Source organism: Fibrella aquatilis (genome assembly GCF_017353255.1).
Taxonomy (GTDB): domain Bacteria; phylum Bacteroidota; class Bacteroidia; order Cytophagales; family Spirosomataceae; genus Fibrella; species Fibrella aquatilis.
Window position 1 is genome coordinate 194,329 of the sequence record NZ_JAFMYU010000008.1, and the last position, 18,694, is coordinate 213,022.

The 18,694-nt window shown below is 49.3% G+C and carries 14 protein-coding genes and 1 pseudogene; 7 read left to right on the forward strand and 8 right to left on the reverse strand.

Going from position 1 to position 18,694, the window contains the following annotated elements; translation table 11 throughout:
- Positions 1–10 precede the first annotated feature (10 nt).
- The 3 genes from J2I48_RS12445 to J2I48_RS12455 all read right to left on the reverse strand — a co-directional run bounded on the left by J2I48_RS12445 (position 11) and on the right by J2I48_RS12455 (position 2,996).
- Positions 11–1,948, reverse strand: a complete 1,938-nt coding sequence (locus J2I48_RS12445; protein WP_207335771.1) for a CocE/NonD family hydrolase — start codon at positions 1,946–1,948, stop codon at positions 11–13.
- Positions 1,949–2,091: 143 nt separating this feature from the next.
- Positions 2,092–2,619: a nuclear transport factor 2 family protein gene (locus J2I48_RS12450; protein ID WP_207335772.1), complete on the reverse strand. Its 528-nt coding sequence runs from the start codon at positions 2,617–2,619 to the stop codon at positions 2,092–2,094.
- Positions 2,616–2,996: a hypothetical protein gene (locus tag J2I48_RS12455; RefSeq protein WP_207335773.1), complete on the reverse strand. Its 381-nt coding sequence runs from the start codon at positions 2,994–2,996 to the stop codon at positions 2,616–2,618. The genes J2I48_RS12450 and J2I48_RS12455 overlap by 4 nt, the downstream gene beginning before the upstream one ends.
- A gap of 196 nt (positions 2,997–3,192) precedes the next feature.
- On the opposite strand from J2I48_RS12455, the gene J2I48_RS12460 reads away from it, so the two are divergent.
- The 4 genes from J2I48_RS12460 to J2I48_RS28460 all read left to right on the forward strand — a co-directional run bounded on the left by J2I48_RS12460 (position 3,193) and on the right by J2I48_RS28460 (position 6,016).
- Positions 3,193–4,176, forward strand: coding sequence for an AraC family transcriptional regulator (locus J2I48_RS12460; RefSeq protein ID WP_207335774.1), 984 nt, complete (start codon positions 3,193–3,195; stop codon positions 4,174–4,176).
- Between the two features lie 106 nt (positions 4,177–4,282).
- On the forward strand, positions 4,283–4,801 hold the full coding sequence (locus J2I48_RS12465; RefSeq protein WP_207335775.1) for an RNA polymerase sigma factor: 519 nt from the start codon (positions 4,283–4,285) through the stop codon (positions 4,799–4,801).
- Complete coding sequence (locus J2I48_RS12470) at positions 4,788–5,411, forward strand: hypothetical protein (protein WP_207335776.1); 624 nt, start codon at positions 4,788–4,790, stop codon at positions 5,409–5,411. Before J2I48_RS12465 ends, J2I48_RS12470 begins: the two co-directional genes overlap by 14 nt.
- Before the next feature lie 23 nt (positions 5,412–5,434).
- Positions 5,435–6,016, forward strand: coding sequence for an alpha/beta fold hydrolase (locus J2I48_RS28460; protein ID WP_310587274.1), 582 nt, complete (start codon positions 5,435–5,437; stop codon positions 6,014–6,016).
- 217 nt (positions 6,017–6,233) lie between these two features.
- Here the strand turns inward: J2I48_RS28460 and J2I48_RS12480 are convergent, their stop codons facing one another.
- Together J2I48_RS12480 and J2I48_RS12485 are read right to left on the reverse strand one after the other, a co-directional pair.
- The gene (locus J2I48_RS12480; RefSeq protein WP_207335777.1) at positions 6,234–7,553 is read right to left on the reverse strand and encodes an NAD(P)/FAD-dependent oxidoreductase; all 1,320 of its coding nucleotides are present in this window, start codon (positions 7,551–7,553) and stop codon (positions 6,234–6,236) included.
- A 40-nt stretch (positions 7,554–7,593) separates the two neighbouring features.
- Complete coding sequence (locus J2I48_RS12485) at positions 7,594–8,292, reverse strand: SDR family NAD(P)-dependent oxidoreductase (RefSeq protein WP_207335778.1); 699 nt, start codon at positions 8,290–8,292, stop codon at positions 7,594–7,596.
- A gap of 628 nt (positions 8,293–8,920) precedes the next feature.
- On the opposite strand from J2I48_RS12485, the gene J2I48_RS12490 reads away from it, so the two are divergent.
- Entirely contained in the window at positions 8,921–10,987 is a 2,067-nt protein-coding gene (locus tag J2I48_RS12490) for a sigma 54-interacting transcriptional regulator (protein ID WP_229376174.1), read from the forward strand.
- A gap of 49 nt (positions 10,988–11,036) precedes the next feature.
- On the opposite strand, the gene J2I48_RS12495 is transcribed toward J2I48_RS12490, so the two are convergent.
- A complete protein-coding gene (locus tag J2I48_RS12495) occupies positions 11,037–11,615 on the reverse strand; it encodes a DsbA family protein (protein ID WP_207335779.1) in 579 nt (192 codons plus the stop codon).
- Between the two features lie 58 nt (positions 11,616–11,673).
- Positions 11,674–12,090 (reverse strand): nuclear transport factor 2 family protein, encoded by a 417-nt coding sequence (locus tag J2I48_RS12500; protein ID WP_229376176.1) that lies wholly within the window; start codon positions 12,088–12,090, stop codon positions 11,674–11,676.
- A gap of 616 nt (positions 12,091–12,706) precedes the next feature.
- Between J2I48_RS12500 and J2I48_RS12505 the strand changes: the two genes are divergently transcribed.
- Both J2I48_RS12505 and J2I48_RS12510 read left to right on the forward strand, forming a co-directional pair.
- Complete coding sequence (locus J2I48_RS12505; protein ID WP_229376178.1) at positions 12,707–14,890, forward strand: tetratricopeptide repeat-containing sensor histidine kinase; 2,184 nt, start codon at positions 12,707–12,709, stop codon at positions 14,888–14,890.
- A gap of 69 nt (positions 14,891–14,959) precedes the next feature.
- Complete coding sequence (locus J2I48_RS12510) at positions 14,960–17,326, forward strand: tetratricopeptide repeat-containing sensor histidine kinase (RefSeq protein ID WP_207335782.1); 2,367 nt, start codon at positions 14,960–14,962, stop codon at positions 17,324–17,326.
- 41 nt (positions 17,327–17,367) lie between these two features.
- Here the strand turns inward: J2I48_RS12510 and J2I48_RS28270 are convergent.
- Positions 17,368–18,687, reverse strand: a pseudogene (locus tag J2I48_RS28270) (aldehyde dehydrogenase family protein); the annotation flags it as partial.
- Between the last annotated feature and the right edge of the window lie 7 nt (positions 18,688–18,694).

Genomic DNA, 18,694 nt, shown 5'->3' on the forward strand with positions numbered 1-18,694 from the left:
CACTGCCGCCTTACTTCACCACCTGCACCTCAATGGCTGAATTGCCATAGACGCGGTGCGTGGCTTTCTGGAAATCAGCCGCGTTTGCCTCGAAAATGTTGGGTACGAAGGTCTGCGGATTGCGGTCGATGAGGGGGAACCACGTGCTCTGTACCTGAATCATGAGCCGGTGGCCTTTCTTGAGCGTGTGCAGCACGTCCTGCAAGCGGAATGTCACGGGCGTGACCTCGCCGGGCTTGAACGGCTCTGGCTTCTCGAATGAGTTGCGGAACCGCCCGCGCATTACCTCCGAGCGTACCATCTGCTGATAGCCGCCCAACTCAATGTTCTTGTTGGGCATGTAGGGGTGGTTTGGCTCGTTGGGCGGGTACACGTCAATCAGCTTTACCACCCAATCGGCGTCGGTGCCGGTGGTGCTCACGTTGAGCTTGGCCGTGATCTCGCCGCCCAGGGTCAGGTCGTCGGTGAGGGGTTCGGTCTGGAACACCAGCACGTCGGGGCGGCGACCGGCAAAGCGCTGATCTTCTGACATATAGTTGAACGGCGTAAAGCCCGTAGTGGTCGTGTTATCTTCGGTATAAGGCACCGGCTTGGCGGGGTCGCTGACAAACTCAGAAAAGGAATTGTCGGTGGGTGCGCTTCCCGTTGTCAGTTCACCCGTTTTGGTCAAGAAATAGGTCTGTGTCTGGGCTTCGGCGGCGGGCCATTTGGCGAATTCACGCCACGCTTTCTTGCCCGTGTCGAACAAATACGCCTCCGGCAGGCCCGACTTGCCGTCGCCTTTGAGGTGGGCGTTGAAGAATTTGGCCTCAATATTCCGCTGGTAGAACGTGGCAATGCTGTCGCCGAAATAGACGTTGCTGTGCAGCGCATGACCCGTCTCGTGCGCCCACCGACCGTGACCGAATGGCCCCATCACCAGCGTGTTGGCGGCCATGTCGGGGTTATTTTTTTCGAGGGTTTTATAGATGTTGAGCGGGCCGTAGAGGTCTTCGGCATCGAACCAGCCGCCCACGGTCATCACGGCATGTTTCACGCCCTTCAGGTGGGGCAAAATGCTCCGTTTCTGCCAAAAGGCGTCGTAGTTGGGGTGGGCTACGGTTTCCTGCCAGTAGAAATTGTCTTTGTAATATTTGTCAGCGTTCTTCAGCGGCCCCAGGTCTAGTTGCCACTGAAAGCCGTCTTGCGTGCGCGGCTGGATGAGCTTGTTTTCATACCACTCGCGAGCCGAGGATACCGGGCCGGGGTGCTGAATGCCGAAGACAGGGAACGTGAAGATATAGGCCTGAATGAAGGCGCCGTTGTGATGGAAATCGTCGAAGAAAAAATCGCTAACGGGGGCCTGCGGCGACGAGGCTTTCAGGGCCGGGTGGGCGTTGGGCAGGGCGGCGGCGGTATAAAAGCCGGGGTAGCTGATGCCCCACATACCTACGCGCCCGTTGTTATTCGGCACGTTTTTCAGCAGCCACTCAATGGTGTCGTAGGTGTCCGAGCTTTCATCAACCAAGGTGGTATTAATCGGGGCGGTGGCTTTTGCTCTCCCTTTTTTGGCTAGAACCACCGGTGCTACGTCCGTCACGGTAGGGGTCATGTTGGTCCAGGTGCCTTCGCTCATCCACCGGCCCCGCACATCCTGATACACCACAATGTACTTGTCGCGCATGGCCGTGGCCGACGGCCCCACCTGCCGGGCGTAGGCATCCGGGCCGTAGGGGGCCACGCTATAGCAGGTACGCTGCATCAAAAACGGGTATTTCGTCGTCGCTGAGGCGTCACGGGGCACGTAGACGGTGGTGTGGAGCTTGGTGCCGTCGCGCATAGGAACTTTGTACTCGTACTTCTGATATACTTCCTTCACCGCGTTGGGCTGGCCAAAAGCGTGGGCGGTGATGAGAAAGAAGAGCAGCGAGCGGAGGGCGAAGGGCAAAGAGCGTAGGGCGCGGGGCATGGGCAAAGCGAGTTGCGTGAAATGCAAATATAGTCGCGGGCTGCTGTTGTGTTGGCGCCGTCGGGTCTCGTTGGCGAGTTGTTCAGTGCTCATCACTAAAAAACGATCCACCAAGGCAACTATGAGGTATTCAGGTTCCATGTTCACCAGCCCCAGAAGTTGTCTTCCTGCGCCAGATCAGCTGAGAAAATTCGTGCCTCGACTATTTTACCGTCCTGGATGGTGTAGACGTCAATGTTATCGACGTCCAGCACGCCGCCGCCCCCTTCCATAACGGCTTTCCAATTGATCAAACAGGCGACTTGATTTCCATGAACTGTAATCGATTTGACCTCGGCTAACCGTAGCGTTTTTGTGGATGCTTCGCTCATGGCCCCCACCATCTGAAAAACAGCCGCACTTGACACTTTGAGGCCCGCGAAGCGATGCTTGCCCGGCTGATGCCACTTTACGTTTGGGTGCAGCAGGGCCTTCGGAACCGTATGGTCGCCCTGCTGCACAGCCGTCAGAAACGCTTTGGCTAGTTGGGCCGGTGAGTTATCCAACGTACCGGCAGACGCCTGCTGAACGGCGGGCTGCGCCGTTGTTTGAGCAGTGGATTGGTTTGATGTCATGACGGTTACGACCAGTGCGATGGTCAGCGAAGCGGTGGTAGTCGGGATGTTTTTCATAGCGAGCGTAAACCAATACGTTGTAAGAGGGCCATCATGGCTACCCACGCAGCTACAGCCAGTATCGCCACGATGCCGATGGTGCTGATGGACGACCCAAGAAAAAGAAGCAGAACAAGGCTGGCGATCACCCATAACGCATCGAGCAGGATGATGAAACGCAGGGCGTTCACATTGATGGGTTGCTGTAGGCTGGTGATGAATACGAGACCAGCAAAAACAAGGAGGAATATGCCTGCCTGATTGAACGGGTTGGTTTGGGGTACCCCAAACAAGTCGGCTATTGGATTAGCCAGAAAGACGAGCAGCACCCCGGTGGCTGCGGAGCTGATGGCGTTCACCAGCAAAACTGATTTTAGCGGAAGAACCGGTAGCATAATACTGACAGTTAAACGATTTGATGAAACAGTAACCTACTTAAACAGGGCGCAAACGATAGACACCCCCACGTTAGGAAACAGACTAAAACCGACGCGCCGATTTGTTTCTGTAAAACCAACGAGACAAAAGTAGAGGTACCCCTGGTAGGGGTATTGATAATTTACGCCAACTTATTGCTATTTTACGCCAGCCATGAACACGACCCTGTCATCCCTGCATCTACTTATGCTGCTGGACTACGCAGACTGTAGAGGAGTTAGTAAAAGCAGTCTGCAAGCCTTATTAGACACCCCCGAATCAGAGTTACACGATGAGCAGGGCAGGGTGAGTATGGACGAATATGGCCGGGTCTGGGAACGGCTACTGCAACGAATTCAGGACCCGCACCTCGGACTGCATTACGGCTACTTCCTCAATTTGAAAGCACTGGGAATGATGTACCAGATTTCGCTGGCCTGCTCCAGTATCGAACAGGCTCTGGGCTTGCTGGATGGGTACTTGGCCAGTACGTTCCCATTAGTTACCATATCGACTAAAGTTGGTAAAGACCAGTTCGTCATTAAGCTGCAAAGCGATGTACAGAATGACCTTGTCAGGAAACAGGTCCTGGACTCGGTGCTGTTTCTGATGTACCGGGAAATTAGCCTGATGATTGAGGGCGACATTGCGGAGGTGCAACTTCCCTATGATACCCTCGATGAGTACCGGCGACTATGTAGTAGTTTAGTAGTACAAGCCAATACACATGGGTTGATCATAGACACCCGGCAGGTGGCGGGATCGATCAATCGCCGACGGTTGAAGAATGTTGAACTGCTGCTTCCCGCTTTTCTTCAGTTGGTCAATCAGCCCTCGCCCCTGCATACACCCTTCTCGGATCAGGTAAAGAAGATGACACTCAATCTTTGTTCACCCGAATTGCCAGGGCTGGATCAGGTCGTGGCCCAGTTCGCCTTGAGCCACCGAACGTTTCAGCGCAAGCTCACCGAGGAAAATACGTCGTTCCGGGCCATTGCCGACGACATCAAACGGCAGTTGGCGCAGTATTTGGAGCAGGGCCGTTCGCTACGTACTCAGGACATCGCCTATGTGCTGGGTTATTCCAGTGCCAGCGCGTACCTGCATACCGCCAAAAAATGGCGTAGGCAAGCGGCTGGTAGTCACTCATTAAGATAGCCATTCGGGACACCGGCGTATCTTTTTTTGGCCTGGCTGTAGTTTTTCGGCCGCATCGGCTACTAACTGGTAAAGTGGCAAGGCAACCCCACAATGTACCTGAGCGATGGCCGATCCGTTAGCCCAATCCTTTCTTGATCAGATCAATGACCACCTCGGCATTGCTCACAAGGTCTGTCGGCTGTACTGCCAGGACCCCGACGAGCGGGCCGATCTGATGCAGGAGATGCTGTATCAGCTTTGGAAAGCATACCCCGCGTTTGGCGAACGCTCCAGCTTCACCACCTGGATGTACCGCGTCTGCCTGAACACGGCCCTGACCGGGTATAGGAAGTCGAAACGCAACAACTGGGAAAGCCTCTCGCTCAGCCATCAGCAGATACCAGAACCGATGACGGATGCGGGCGAAGAGCACCGGCAGATTCTCTATCAGGCTATTGCCACGTTGTCCCCGCTGAACAAGGCCATTGTGCTGCTGTACCTGGACGAACTGAGCTACGACGAGATCGCGGGCATCACCGGCCTGACCAAAGCCAACGTCAGCGTACGGCTGGTACGGATCAAAAAACAACTGGAAGCACAACTCAATAAACAAGCAAACTACTCCAACAATGTCAACTCTTGAGCAATTCAAAAAACACTGGGAGCCATCCAACAAGGTTTCTGTTGCCGACGGGCAACCATCGCTAGATGAAGCCTCGCTTCGCAGCCTCGTTACGACGCGGGTACGGACGCACACAAAGGCCAGTTTCCGCTATTTCTGGGCTTCATTTACCCTGCAACTACTGGTATATGCGATGTGTAGCCACCTGCTCATCCGGTACTGGCCGCAGCCGGAGATTCGCCTGATGAGCTTGCTGGGAATACTGTTGTACCTGCCCTTCACCAGTATGTTGATGAGCAAGTTCAAGCGGGTCGCGACGGGGCGGCTGGCAGGAAAAGAACCGGCCCCAATACGTACCTACCTGTCGGAGCAGTATGAGTTACTGAACAGCTTTTTCACGTTTAAGAAGCGGTACGAATGGGGGCTAATTCCGGTTAGTGCAGCCATCGGGGTTTTTCTAACGTTCAAGGTATACGTACCGGGTGGCGTACAGGCGTTTCCGGTTGGTGCAATCCTCACTTACGCCGTTACGCTGCTCTCCTGCTATGGGGCTATTCGCGCCGAAAACCAAAAAAGCTTTGTTGGACCACTCCAGCACCTTCAGGCTCTGCTCCGCGAGTATCAGGCGTAAGCAAACCCACCGATCCGAACGTTATGAACGTAAGTTATCAGAAGCGCATCGGGTTGATGCTCCTCAGCAACGTACTGGTTGCGTACAAGAGCGTAGCGCAAATTGACCCGGCAGTCGAAAAAGGGCAGGTTAAGGTCGGCAATGTAACGATGGCCTATGAAAGCCAGGGGGCGCACCAGGCTCCGGCCATTCTGCTCATTGCCGGTGCTAATATGCAGCTAACTGCCTGGCCTGCCACGTTTTGTCGGCAGTTGGTCAGGCGGGGTTACCGGGTCGTTCGGTTCGATAACCGGGACATCGGCCTTTCCACCAAGCTTGATCAGGCGGGTCTAGCCGATTGGGCGGCCATCGGCAAAGCACTGGCTGAGCGGAAAACTCCGCCCTTGCCCTATACGCTCGATGATATGGCCGCCGATGCCGTGGGCCTACTCGATGTGCTGGGTATCAAGAAGGCGCACATCGTTGGCGCGTCGATGGGCGGTATGATTGCCCAGCGCGTGGCCTATAACCACCCTAAGCACACGCTGTCGCTGACCAATCTCATCGTTGACAACGCCCGCAAGGAAAACAATAGAAGACGGAGTACGGCAATCTTTACCAGGTGATTCCTCCAGCTCAGCAAAAAACAGGCGTTTCGAGGAGATTTTGACAACTTTTTGAGTGGCTTGTCCTGCCACAATCAGTCGATGTTTCGGGACACACATTTGGCTAAAAATGAAGCTTAACTGCTACTTTCGGCAACGATACAGGTGTTGCTTGGCCTGCCACCCTAATTAGATCGTACCATATTTCAGGACGGGTCAATTTCTCAGGACAAGTCAGTTAAAGCGGCAGAGAAGCACCTGATACGCTGGTCACGGCTTCAACGGGGATATTCTGAAATTGAGTAATTAGACGCGATGCCCGGCTATAGCTAAAATAATTGACCGCCCAATTCAAAACAGTGGATGCTTTATTGCGAAAACCAACCAATAAAAGTAGGTGTACGCCCATCCATAGTACCCAGGCCATGAAACCCTGCGTATACCAGAAGGGTAGTTCAACGACCGCCCGATTCCGGCCAATGACCGCCATTACACCTTTGTTTACGTAGCTAAACGCTTGTAACGGTTGTTTCTGGCGCAGGGAAACCAAATTCTTTGCCAGCCAATGCCCTTGCTGAATGGATGGGGGGGCTAATCCCGGAAGACCCTGTGGATAATCACGAAGCACTTGCAGTGCATTATCACCAATGGCAAATACATTTATATAACCTTCCACCTGATTAAATTCATTGACGATATAGCGATTTCCTTTTCCAATACTGACTGGGGATAAACCCGGAATGACTACTCCCTCCACTCCAGCCGTCCAGAACAAGGTCTTGGCGGCATGTGTATCCCCATTACTAAGTGTAACGACAGTGCCATTATAGGATTGAACCAGGACATTTAAATGTACGGTTACACCCATCTGATTCAAAAAGTGATAGGCTTTACGGGAGGATTCTTCTCCCATGCTTTTTAATAAACGACTGTTACCCTCAATCAGGTGAATCTTCATGTGTTTAAGGGGCAGCTCGGGATAGTCTTTGGCCAGTACAATATCGCGCAGTTCGGCGATAGCACCGGCCAGTTCAACGCCCGTTGGGCCACCACCGGCGATAACGATGTTTACCTGTTCGAGTTGTTGTTGCTTATCGGGTAGTTCCAGCGCTCGTTCACTGTTTTCCAGTAGGCGGCTCCGCAAGGCCAGAGCATTTCTCACTGTCTTCATGGGTAAGGCGTAGCGCGTCAACTCGTCATTCCGGTAAAAATTGGCTTGTGAGCCGCACGCCAGCACGAGGTAATCATAGTGCAACGAACCAATTGATGTGTTCAGTTGATTATGCTGTGGTTCAATCCGGAGAACTTCCGCCATTCGAAAATGGAAATGGGGTTGTCCGTTAAAAATTTCACGAACAGGTTCGGCAATGGCGTCTGGCTCCAGCCCAGCAGTTGCCACCTGGTAAAGCAATGGTAAAAACGTGTGATAATTATTCTTATCGAGTAGTACTACCTCAAAAGCTTTTCCTCTTAAGGACTTCGCCAGTTGTATACAGCCAAACCCACTGCCAACAATAACAACGCGGGGTAAACTGGAATCGGGAATGTTAATATCCATCGGTGAATTAGTTTACAAGTGAATTGCCAGACAGCAGCAGTCAGGATTTATTGTACATCTTAAGTATAGGTTCTCGTAAGGCGATGCCCGCTCCGAAGAGCACAAAGGCAATCGTGTCTGCCAGTGTTTGTGGATTCACCCAGTCGGTAAAATTGGCATCCGGCATAGCACGACGGTTCGCATCGGTATCAATAACGCTGGGGGCAATAACTGTAGAGACAATATCGTGCTCCTTGCCCGATGCATTGATCAGGTCCGACAATTCGAATAACAGTGATTTGGATAAGGTGTATGCTACAGCTTGCCGACCCAATTGGGCATTCAGGGCTTGCCTGGCACCAATGAGCACAAATCTGCCTCCGTTGGGTTGGCTTCTCATCTGAGCAAACAGGGGCTGGACAACATGATAAGCCGTTTTAAAATTTAAGGTCATCATGCTGTCGAGTAACTCTCCATTTGTCTCTGCCAGCGAACCACCCCGATATCCTCCCGCCAATAGAATCGCTGCGTCGATAGGGCCGTGTTTGAGAATAACCCGTTGAATTAACGTTTGAACCTGGGCTTCATCGAACAGGTCTGTTTCATACGTATACAGCAAGTCTGAAAAGCCATAAATAAGATTTTGTGGATTATCGCTGTATTGTCGCGTAGCAATGACGACATGCCCCTCGTTGAGCAGGGTTTGGGTGACTACATGGCCTAAGCCACCAGAAGCACCAGTTATGAATAGAGTAGCCATGAGTTTGAAGATGTGTTCGCTCAGGAGCTGTTTGTAATAAGTTAAATGTTAGCTCCAATAGCTTCTTTATCCGCTTTTGTGCCAGTATCATGTTTCCAGTCAGGAATTTCACAAAGAGGCCTATTTGGGGGATTGAAGTCTGTTTGTACCTAAAAGAGTAAGCGATAGAAGGGGGCCAAACATCCAGACAATTCGAACTTTTAGTAGACTACTCCATTATTTCTGGATTAACTATAGCCTAAAAGAAGTACAGGATCATTGATGGTCAACAACAGACCTCGCATTATCACTTTCCGCCCCGATCCGCTTTTCCGTCGAAGGCTGCTAAAAAGATCAGAGCAAACTGGAGTTCTCCAATAAATCTGGGGTTTTCTACTACTTGTCTGGAGTTATAAGAGCTGGAGACTGCCTTTATATGCTGGGCCAAACACAGTGATAGCTTTTTTTTTAGCATAAAAAAGATCATGTTTTCGGCTACCATGATTGGGCATTAGGTAGTTTACCTTCAGAAAGCAACTGCACAGTGATAAACTAAGTACCTTTAGTTACTGCCCTGGTAGGGGCGCAATTCTTGTAAGGTTAATAGATATGCATCCAGTATTTAATCTTTCTCGATTGTTACCAGATTATGCAGCATCACCTCAAGCCTGCCCTATCCTCCAACTCATCCTGTCAAATACTGATCGTGGAAGATGAATACATCATCGCCAATGATCTGGAGTTGATTCTACACGTTGCCGGGTATCCCGTTCTGGGTGTAGCCGATTCCGTGGCCGAAGCCCTGACACTTATTGCGCAGCATAGGCCTGATATGGTGTTGCTTGATATTTACCTGAAGGGAAAAGAGACCGGCATCGATTTAGCCAAACAGTTGGAAGACAAGGGCATTCCATTTATTTATATCTCGGCTAATGACAATAAAAGCGTATTAGAACAGGTAAAAGCTACGCAGCCTAGTGGTTACATTGTGAAGCCGTTTCGCGAAAAAGATATATTAACAACACTGGAAATCAGCCGGTATCGTCACGCGCACAGCGTTGAGATGCGATTACGGGAGGAAAAAGCGCTACAGATTGGTCTGACTGATGCCTTATCAGCGCCCGAAAATTGGGAGCAGAAGTTATTAAACGCAGCCAAGCTGTTGCAACCCTATGTGCCGTTTGATTTTCTGACAATTCAGTATCAGAAAAACGATATTAATCAGAGTTATAACTTCTATCAGATCGGATTTGACGAATTTAAAACCCTTACTCTGAGCGATCTGCAGCCGATGACGGGAAGTACAGCGGAACAACTTTTAGCGATGCAAACTGGAATGCAGCTTACAGAACCTGTTCGCTATAATGACGAGGCTTTCATTGAGTTTTGTAAACTCCATCGGTATGGGCATGTCTTGGCAAAGTCATTCCGGCTCCAGTCAGGGTTAGCTATGCCGCTACAAATGAAGGGCAACGATTCGTTTGTGATTCTCTTTCTGAGCCGCAAAGCAGATGTGTATCGTACGTCGCACCTAACCTTGTTGGAACGGTTAGAGCAGCCCATCGTCCTGATGCTGGAGCGAGTACTGGCTTTCGAGGAGGTGGCCCGGCTCAGCGAACAGCTTCAGCGTGAGAAGAATTATCTTCAGGAAGAGGTTAAAACAACGGCTAACTTCGAAGAAATTATCGGCCGCAGCCAGTCATTACTGCGTGTCTTTGAGCAGGTTAATCAGGTTGCTTATACCGATACAACGGTACTCATTCTGGGAGAAAGTGGGACAGGTAAAGAGCTGATAGCCAGGGCTATTCACGACCTATCTCCCAGGAAGGGCAAAATTTTAGTCAAGATTAATTGTGCCGCACTGCCTGCAACGCTTATTGAATCGGAGCTGTTCGGCCATGAGAAAGGGGCTTTCACTGGGGCTTTTGAGAAACGGATTGGTAAGTTTGAACTAGCCCAGGAGGGAACCATTTTTCTGGATGAGATTGGCGAGTTACCCCTGGAGTTACAGGCTAAGCTTTTGCGGGTGTTACAGGAAAAGGAAATCGAGCGCATTGGTGGAAAAACGCCTATAAAAACCGATGTGCGGATCATCGCTGCTACAAACCGTAATCTGGAAAAAGAAGTAGCTGAAGGACGCTTCCGGATGGATCTTTATTTCCGGCTCGCGACCTTCCCCATTTCCTTACCTGCCTTGCGTGAACGACAAGAGGATATTCCTTTATTAGCTCACTTTTTCGCCCAAAAATCAGCCCGAAAAATGGGCAAGACGTTTCGCGGTATCAATCCTCAGGTACTCGCCGAACTGGTTAACTACGCCTGGCCGGGTAACATTCGGGAATTGGAAAACGTCATGGAGCAGGCGGTAATTCTCAATAATGGACAGACACCGCTCGAATTAGGCAGACCGTTAGTGAATAATCTATTCATGTCCAGCAAATCTGCTTTACCTCCGGAGAGCGGTATTCGTGACAATAACCAGTCAATTATTCCCCCGCCTAAAGACCTTCACGACGTAAAACAAATTCAGCAGCAAACCGAACGGGAATACATTCTGGCGGTGCTCCAGCGCACTAATGGTCGCATTCGGGGCAGCAATGGAGCAGCTGAACTACTCAACCTGAAACCAACAACACTGGAGTACCGGATGGACAAACTTGGCATTCGCAAAACCCTTTCCGTTGAGCCTAATTCTCCCTTGGCTGATCCTGATTGACGGATTTATCCTGAATATATTGTCAACCTTTCGCTGATTCATCCACTCTTCATTCGCCCCGTCCCCAGTAGATCATACCATTGGCAATATCCACTTTACTAAGCACGGGTTGAGCATACTGACTCAATTGAGAGCGAACGATTGGAGCTAAACGGGACTGCGTTAGCTTCCCATAAAATCGTTGTCCGCCCACAAAAAATGTAGGCGTCGTCATTATGCCAAGCCGGCGTCCTTCGCAACGGTTTGCTTCAATTCGATGATGCAGTTCTTCATCATCCAGATCGTCTAGAAACTGATGGTATTGCAAGCCAAGCGAAATGGCAAGCATTGAGAGTGTTGCCCGGGTGATAGCCGGCTGAGTAAACAAGGCGTAATACATAGGCCAGAATTGACCTTGCCGACCTGCAGCTTCGGCCGCTACCGCGGCCATTCTGGAGGCTTCGCACCGGTCAACAGGAAAGTGGCGATAGGTATACCGTACCTGGCCAGCGAACGCCATTAGTATCGAATCGAGTAAAGGTCGGCTCCGGCGGCACTGAGTACAGGTGAAGTCGCCAAACTCAATCAACTCGACGGAAGGAGTCGCCCCCCCCGTATCAGCTGGGAAATTGGTAGCTATCGAATTCATAAATGCCAAAAAGAAAAAAATCGACCAAAAACAGAGTTTCTGTATAGAAGACTATGCGTCAGTTGAGTGAATGGAGGACGACGTATGTGGAAGAATCGGTGGTGCATAGGAAAGGGCTTAGCTGCGTACTCACTGCGCCCATGTAGTAGTGGACGCTAACAATTTGTCCTCCCTGAATCCGGTAGAAACGGGCAAATGGAGCGTTGTACCATAGCCCATTTCTTTGGCGCTTAAACTGGTATTTGCCAACCACAATATCCCCAATGCGAGAGCCGATAACTTCACTAACGATTTCGTGCCATTCCGGATAGGTGCTGTCAATCTGCCGTTGGTAATATCCGTGGAAATCACACCCTTGATGAATCCCCGGGCAGATCTGCCCCTCGGCCAGCTTCCAAACGCAGTGGGGATGGATGAAGGAAAGAGTCGGTGCCCGGATCCAGTTGTCGAGTAGACGACTATGAATGATCTCCATGAGGGGAGTTATGGATGGGCTAAGGAGCCAGCGAAAGAAGCGAACCAGCCGTTTCATGGAGATTGGATTTGGGTGAAATACAGAGCGATTCCTACGCAGAGCAGGTCAACTCCTATGCCACGAAACGGTTAGTGGCCCTACATTCCAGAAAAGGGCTAACACAAGGCTTAGAGCGCGGCAATTCGCGTATAAGTCTGCTTTACAGACTTGTTCTATTCTGAGAAATCTCCGAAATACCTGTTGCATCTGTCCTATAACTCCAATTTCTCTAGAGTTAGCGATCTTAGGCAAATAGGTAAGCAAAGTCGTTTGACGTGACTGAAGGTATTCCAACCCGGAGCCATTTTTGTAGGATGCACATAGACAGTTTGTAGAAATAAGTGGTCATGCTTGACCGCTGCCATTTCGAATGCGTTGTAGCCAATTGATTATGATAGGGTCAGTATTGTCATTTATTCAGTCAACAGTAAGGCCTATTGGCTCAACACGATCAATCCTGTCAGTAGAGGTAGCTATCCGCCGTTGGTATTCTTCGTTTGTACGGATAAACACCTACTTCTTTTTTGGTTTGCTTATAGACGTTCTATCTGCTCATGGGCAAAACATAAACCGGCAGATGGCGAACCAACTTCTGGTTCAGTTACCCAAAAGCAAGGCAGACACCAGCCGGATAAGAATCCTGTTTGAACTGGGAAAGTATCAGCTTTTTAAACCTGGGAATGTTAGAACAGATCTGGATAGCAGCATGACCTACTTGAACCAGGCCAAGCAACTGAGCGATTCGTTGCACTTGTTAACATGGCAGCATGAAATAGACGCGGTACGTGTGGCTAATTACCTAGAGGGAGCCAACAGCCAACAGGCTTATTCGCTATTTGACCGGTTGATCGCTGACTGCCGACGAACAGGTGATCGGGCATCCGAAGCCAACGCCCGCTTTCGACTGGGCTTTTGTATCTCCTTTACCACCAAGAAGTTTCCCGAGATTTTTGACAATTATAACCAAGCCATCGCCATTTACCGAGCACTTCATAACCAGAGGCAGGAACTTCTGATTCGCCACGAGATCGCGGGGCTGCATACGAATTTGGGACAACTGGACCTGGCCGAGAAGGAGTTCCAGACTATTCTGAGACACTACAAAGCGATTGGCTACACAAAACTTCATTACACCTACAACTGGCTATCGACCATCAGCCGGCTAAAAGGTGATTTTGATAAAAGCCTGTTTTACTCGCTGCGATGCATCGAAAGCATGAACCGGACTGGCGACACGGTATCGGCGGCTAGTTTTTACGGCAACCTGGCCCAGATGTATTTTGAGTTAGGACGGTATCGGCAGAGCAATGAATGGTATAGAAAAACGCTGGCTAAGTGGCGGCAGGATGGGTTGCCAAATTACGGAATGTACAGTGCGGCCAACATCATTGTCCGGGATTTAATTGAACAGCACAAACCAAAAGAAGCGCTCAAACTAATTAATGATCTGGTCACTCAGATCCCAACAATAAATTACATACAAAAGGGATCGGTCGCTCAGAGTTTCGCTTATAGTTATGATGCGCTGAAGGATGATAAACTTGCTGAGAAATACTACCTGGAAGCCATGATGTGGTATATGAAGGCAAATCACGATTTTGAAATGTCGCGTAAGGCCCAAATGGAAGTTGGTCGATTTTATCAGGAACGTAATCAGTTTAAAAAGGCCAATTTTTATATAAGATCGCTACTGATTGATTCGACAAAGAAAAATTCGCTTTCCCTACTGAAAGACATTCATTTCATGCTGTTTAAAATCGACTCTGCAGCAGGCGATTACAAATCGGCAATTTATCATTTTCGACTTCACAAATCGTTGAATGATTCAATATTTAATGAAACAAAAAACAATCAGTTTAACCTGTTAGAAATCCAGTATGAAACGCAAAAGAATAAACAAAATATAGTACTTCTGAACAAACAAAAAATATTACAGGATGGAGAGTTAAAACAGGCCCGAATTGTCCGCAATGGTATTCTGGGTGGATCAGCTCTCTTGCTTTGTTTATTGGCACTGAGCTATAACCGGTATCGGCTCAAACAACGCAGCAATCAGCTGCTGGAAATCAAACAGCTTGAGATAAATCGAAAAAACCAGACGCTCGAAACACTCCTGACCGAACAGCAACAATTGCTGACGGAGAAAGAATGGATGCTCAAAGAGATCCATCACCGGGTTAAAAATAACCTTCAGATCATCACCAGCCTGCTCCATTCGCAGGGCGTATTTCTCAAAGACGAAGCGGCCCAGTCGGCCATCCGGGAAAGCCAGAATCGGGTACATGCTATGGCGCTGATTCACCAGAAGCTCTACCAGTCTGACCAGTTGACGGCTATTCCCATGGCCGGTTATGTGGCCGAGATCGTCGACTATTTGATTAAGTCCTTTGATCGGGAAGATACCATTCGCAAATGGATCAACGTAATGCCTCTCGAACTGGACGTCACCCTAGCGGTTCCTCTAGGCTTAATTTTGAACGAAGCGGTGACCAACTCCCTCAAATATGCCTTTATAGATGGTAAGCGGGGCATCATCTGCGTTGAGCTGACCACTCAGGAAAATCACTATTTGCTGGTTATAAGCGATGACGGTACAGGTCTTCCCGCTGACTTTAACCCGCAGAAAAGCCGAACGCTGGGCATGAGTTTGATGCGTGGACTGAGTAAGCAGATTGGAGGAAGCCTGCAAATTCGTCAGCATGCCAATAAAGGTGTGGAAGTACGACTTGAGTTTTCGGAGGAGGCTATTGGCAGAGAGTAGCTAACTGCGCTATAATCAGTCAAATTTGGCTGAAATTGCATCGGGAATACGTAACTAAAGTTGTTGCTCATGAAGCCAGACGCAACGTTCTATCACCAGCAATTATCAAGAGGGCTACCTGGGGTTGCCTTGTCTGATAGAGCCGTGCTTCTTTTCAGGAACCTATTACGGAGCTACATATTAGTGACTGGCCTACTGTTAACCGGTCTGCCTGGCCAGGGACAGAATATAAACCGTCAAATGGTTAATCACTATTTGCAGCAGTTGGCCAATAGTCCGACAGACACCACCCGCATTAATGCGTTGATTGAGTTAGGAAAATTTCATGTGTTAAAGTATGGAGAAGTCAAACCTGATTTAGACAGTGCAAAAGGGTATTTACACCAAGCTAAGGCACTAAGTATCAAGCTTAATTTGCCTGCTAAACGCCACGCAGCCGAAACGATGCTGGTGGTTGCTCACATGGAGTTAAGGGATACAATAGTGGGCAAACTGCTTTTTAACGAACTTATCAACGACTGTAAACGAACCAATGACAGAAATGGGCAGGCCGATGCACTGAGCAGATTTGGTGCCTGCTCCGTATTTACTACAAAGAATTTCCCAGAGGTAGTGGCTTGTTATGCGCAAGCGGCTTCAATCTACAAGGCACTTGGAAATTACGAGTCAGAAATTATGATCCTTCGTGAAATTGCCGCGTTTCATACCAATCAGGGAAAGCTGGACTTGGGTAATAACGAATTCGTTAATGTGTTGAACCGGTACAAAGCGATTGGCTATCCCAAGCTCCATTATACGTACAGTTGGCTATCGTACATCAACCGATTAAAAGGAAACTATGGTAAAGCCCTGGGCTATTCATTTCTGTGTCTTGAAAGTATGAACCGGACCAGGGACACCTTACTGGCGGCCACTTTTTATGGTGATGTGGCCCAGGTTTACTGGGAGCTGGGTAAGCAAGAACAAGCCATTAGCTGGTATAAAAAAGCGCTGATGAAATGGCAGCATGAAAAACAGGCCGAACTAACTATGTATAACGTAGCCAGTATTATTGCCCGTGACATGACAGCACGCCATAAAGCGTTAGAAGCCATCAACTTGCTGAAGACTATTGTCCGCGAAATTCCACCCATCAATAAAGTTCAGAAAGGCTGCATCGCGCAAAGTCTGGCCAATTGTTACAAATCCCTGCATCAGTCTGTATTGGCCGAACGCTATTATCTGGAAGCGATTGACTGGTACGAAAAATCGCATCAGAATACGGAGATGTCGCAGAAAGTTCAGGCAGAAGTTGGCCAGTTTTATCTGGAGCAGCAGGACGTTAAAAAGGCGGGCCTCTTCTTGGAAAAAGCACTGGCCCTTTTTCCTCAGAAACACGCTTTGTCAACTGTGAAAGATATACATTACATGCTCTTTAAAGTTGATTCAGCCCAGGGGAAGTATCTATCCGCTATTCGTCACTTCCGGATACATAAAGCGTTGAATGATTCGCTTTTCAGCGAAACCAAGGCGAAGCAGATTGCCCAGTTGGAAATACAATATGAGACGAAAGAAAATCAACAGAACATTGCCCTGCTCAGGAAACAGAGCAATTTACAGGCAGCGGAATTAGGCCAGGCTCGAACGACCCGAAATACGATCTTGATCTGTTCGGTGCTCTTGCTTTGTTTATTGGCACTGAGCTATAACCGGTATCGGCTCAAACAACGCAGCAATCAGCTGCTGGAAATCAAACAGCTTGAGATAAATCGAAAAAACCAGACGCTCGAAACACTCCTGACCGAACAGCAACAATTGCTGACGGAGAAAGAATGGATGCTCAAAGAGATCCATCACCGGGTTAAAAATAACCTTCAGATCATCACCAGCCTGCTCCATTCGCAGGGCGTATTTCTCAAAGACGAAGCGGCCCAGTCGGCCATCCGGGAAAGCCAGAATCGGGTACATGCTATGGCGCTGATTCACCAGAAGCTCTACCAGTCTGACCAGTTGACGGCTATTCCCATGGCCGGTTATGTGACGGAGATCGTCGATTACCTGATCCAATCGTTTGACCGGGAAGATACTGTTCGTAAGCAGATTTCACTGGTTCTCATTGAGCTGGATGTGACGCTTGCCGTACCCTTGGGGCTGATCATCAATGAGGTCGTGACCAACTCACTAAAACACGCTTTTCCATTTAATCGGGCGGGCGTTATTTGGGTTGACCTTGTAACACTGGACAGCCAAACCTACCAGCTTACAGTTAGTGATAATGGTATTGGCCTGCCCGATGACATAAACCCAAACCGTAGTCGGACGTTAGGCATGAGCCTGATTCGGGGATTAAGCAAGCAATTGGGTGGGAATTTACAAATCGATAACAACGACGGTGTACAGATAAGCTTACTATTTCCGGCAGAGAAGATAGACCACGAGCCTGTAATCAACTCGTGATATAGTATTGTACACCCTGGCTCGACATGTATTTCGTCATTATCTGACTGGTCGTTAATGTGGATCATGCCTGTATCGACCTGCCGGGCCAACTTCATACCCCGGTATATGTCGCGCGTGTGTACAGCACCACTTAAACCGTATTCGGTGATATCAGCAAGCAAAATGGCTTCTTCGTCAGTTCCAAACGGCATAATACTTACCGCAGGACCGAAGATTTCATCTCTAAAGATGGGCATGCTGACCGTAACGTTGGTCAGTACCGTAGGTTGCACCACGTTGCCTTCTGCCTGATTTCCTGTTTTTACGACAGCGCCCATCCTAACCGACTTGTCAATAAGTTTAAGAATATGTTCAACCGCTTTTCTATTTATCACCGGTCCAATAACTGTTTGTTTGTCGGCCGGATCGCCATAAAGTAACGTTTGGGCATGGTTCACAAACTTGGCCTTAAATTCTTCATAGATAGACTGATGGACCAGAATTCGGTTTGTGGCCATGCAAACCTGCCCCTGATGGAGAAACTTTCCGAATATGGCACCAGCAACAGCCTGATCGACATCGGCATCGTTGAGCACAATGAACACATTATTACCCCTCAGTTCGAGTGCCGACTTCTTGACAGATCCGCCGGTAATTCGACCTATACCTTTACCCACTGGCGTCGAACCCGTAAATGAAACCAGTTTAGATACGGGATGTCCGGTGAAGTAGTCTCCAATCAAATTCGACTCCCCTACCACTACGTTGAAAACCCCGGCTGGGAACCCCGCCTCTTCAAATAACTTGGCAATGATCGTTCCACCGGTAACCAACGACTCCACAGAGGGTTTGACGACCATTGTGTTGCCAACTGCTAGGGCGGGTGCAATAGTGCGCACAGAGAGGTATAGCGGAAAATTCCAGGGGCTTATCAGGCTTACGACACCTAATGGCTTACGATACACGTACGATTCTTTTCCATCAATGGTTGAGGCCATAGTTCGGCCGTGCATCCGGGTTGGAAAAGAGGCCGCTTCTACCAGAATATCATGCGCCTGTTGTACCTCAATAACGCCTCTTGTAAAGGTACTTCCTGCTTCTTGCGTCAACTAATCAATGAATTCTTCCTGCCGTTCGGAAATAAGCCGGGCGGCTTTCAGCAACAAATCTCGTCGAAACAGTGGATTGGTACCCGCCCGAGCAGCCGAGGCGTTTTGGGCTGCTTGGAAAGCGGTGTCGACGTCATTAGTGGCGGCTGATGGCAACGAATGAATGACTTCCTCCGTAAAAGGGTTGAGATTACCAAGCATCACTTCAGCACGGCCGTCTGTCCAGTTGCCGTTGATGAATTGTCTGTTTAACCCTGTATATCGAATCATATTTTAA

Excerpts from the sequence above, each read along its gene's own strand:
- J2I48_RS12445 (WP_207335771.1), bottom strand. The coding sequence starts at position 1,948 with ATGCCCCGCGCCCTACGCTCTTTGCCCTTCGCCCTCCGCTCGCTGCTC.
- J2I48_RS12450 (WP_207335772.1), bottom strand. The coding sequence starts at position 2,619 with ATGAAAAACATCCCGACTACCACCGCTTCGCTGACCATCGCACTGGTC.
- J2I48_RS12455 (WP_207335773.1), bottom strand. The coding sequence starts at position 2,996 with ATGCTACCGGTTCTTCCGCTAAAATCAGTTTTGCTGGTGAACGCCATC.
- J2I48_RS12460 (WP_207335774.1), top strand. The coding sequence starts at position 3,193 with ATGAACACGACCCTGTCATCCCTGCATCTACTTATGCTGCTGGACTAC.
- J2I48_RS12465 (WP_207335775.1), top strand. The coding sequence starts at position 4,283 with ATGGCCGATCCGTTAGCCCAATCCTTTCTTGATCAGATCAATGACCAC.
- J2I48_RS12470 (WP_207335776.1), top strand. The coding sequence starts at position 4,788 with ATGTCAACTCTTGAGCAATTCAAAAAACACTGGGAGCCATCCAACAAG.
- J2I48_RS28460 (WP_310587274.1), top strand. The coding sequence starts at position 5,435 with ATGAACGTAAGTTATCAGAAGCGCATCGGGTTGATGCTCCTCAGCAAC.
- J2I48_RS12480 (WP_207335777.1), bottom strand. The coding sequence starts at position 7,553 with ATGGATATTAACATTCCCGATTCCAGTTTACCCCGCGTTGTTATTGTT.
- J2I48_RS12485 (WP_207335778.1), bottom strand. The coding sequence starts at position 8,292 with ATGGCTACTCTATTCATAACTGGTGCTTCTGGTGGCTTAGGCCATGTA.
- J2I48_RS12490 (WP_229376174.1), top strand. The coding sequence starts at position 8,921 with ATGCAGCATCACCTCAAGCCTGCCCTATCCTCCAACTCATCCTGTCAA.
- J2I48_RS12495 (WP_207335779.1), bottom strand. The coding sequence starts at position 11,615 with ATGAATTCGATAGCTACCAATTTCCCAGCTGATACGGGGGGGGCGACT.
- J2I48_RS12500 (WP_229376176.1), bottom strand. The coding sequence starts at position 12,090 with ATGGAGATCATTCATAGTCGTCTACTCGACAACTGGATCCGGGCACCG.
- J2I48_RS12505 (WP_229376178.1), top strand. The coding sequence starts at position 12,707 with ATGGCGAACCAACTTCTGGTTCAGTTACCCAAAAGCAAGGCAGACACC.
- J2I48_RS12510 (WP_207335782.1), top strand. The coding sequence starts at position 14,960 with ATGAAGCCAGACGCAACGTTCTATCACCAGCAATTATCAAGAGGGCTA.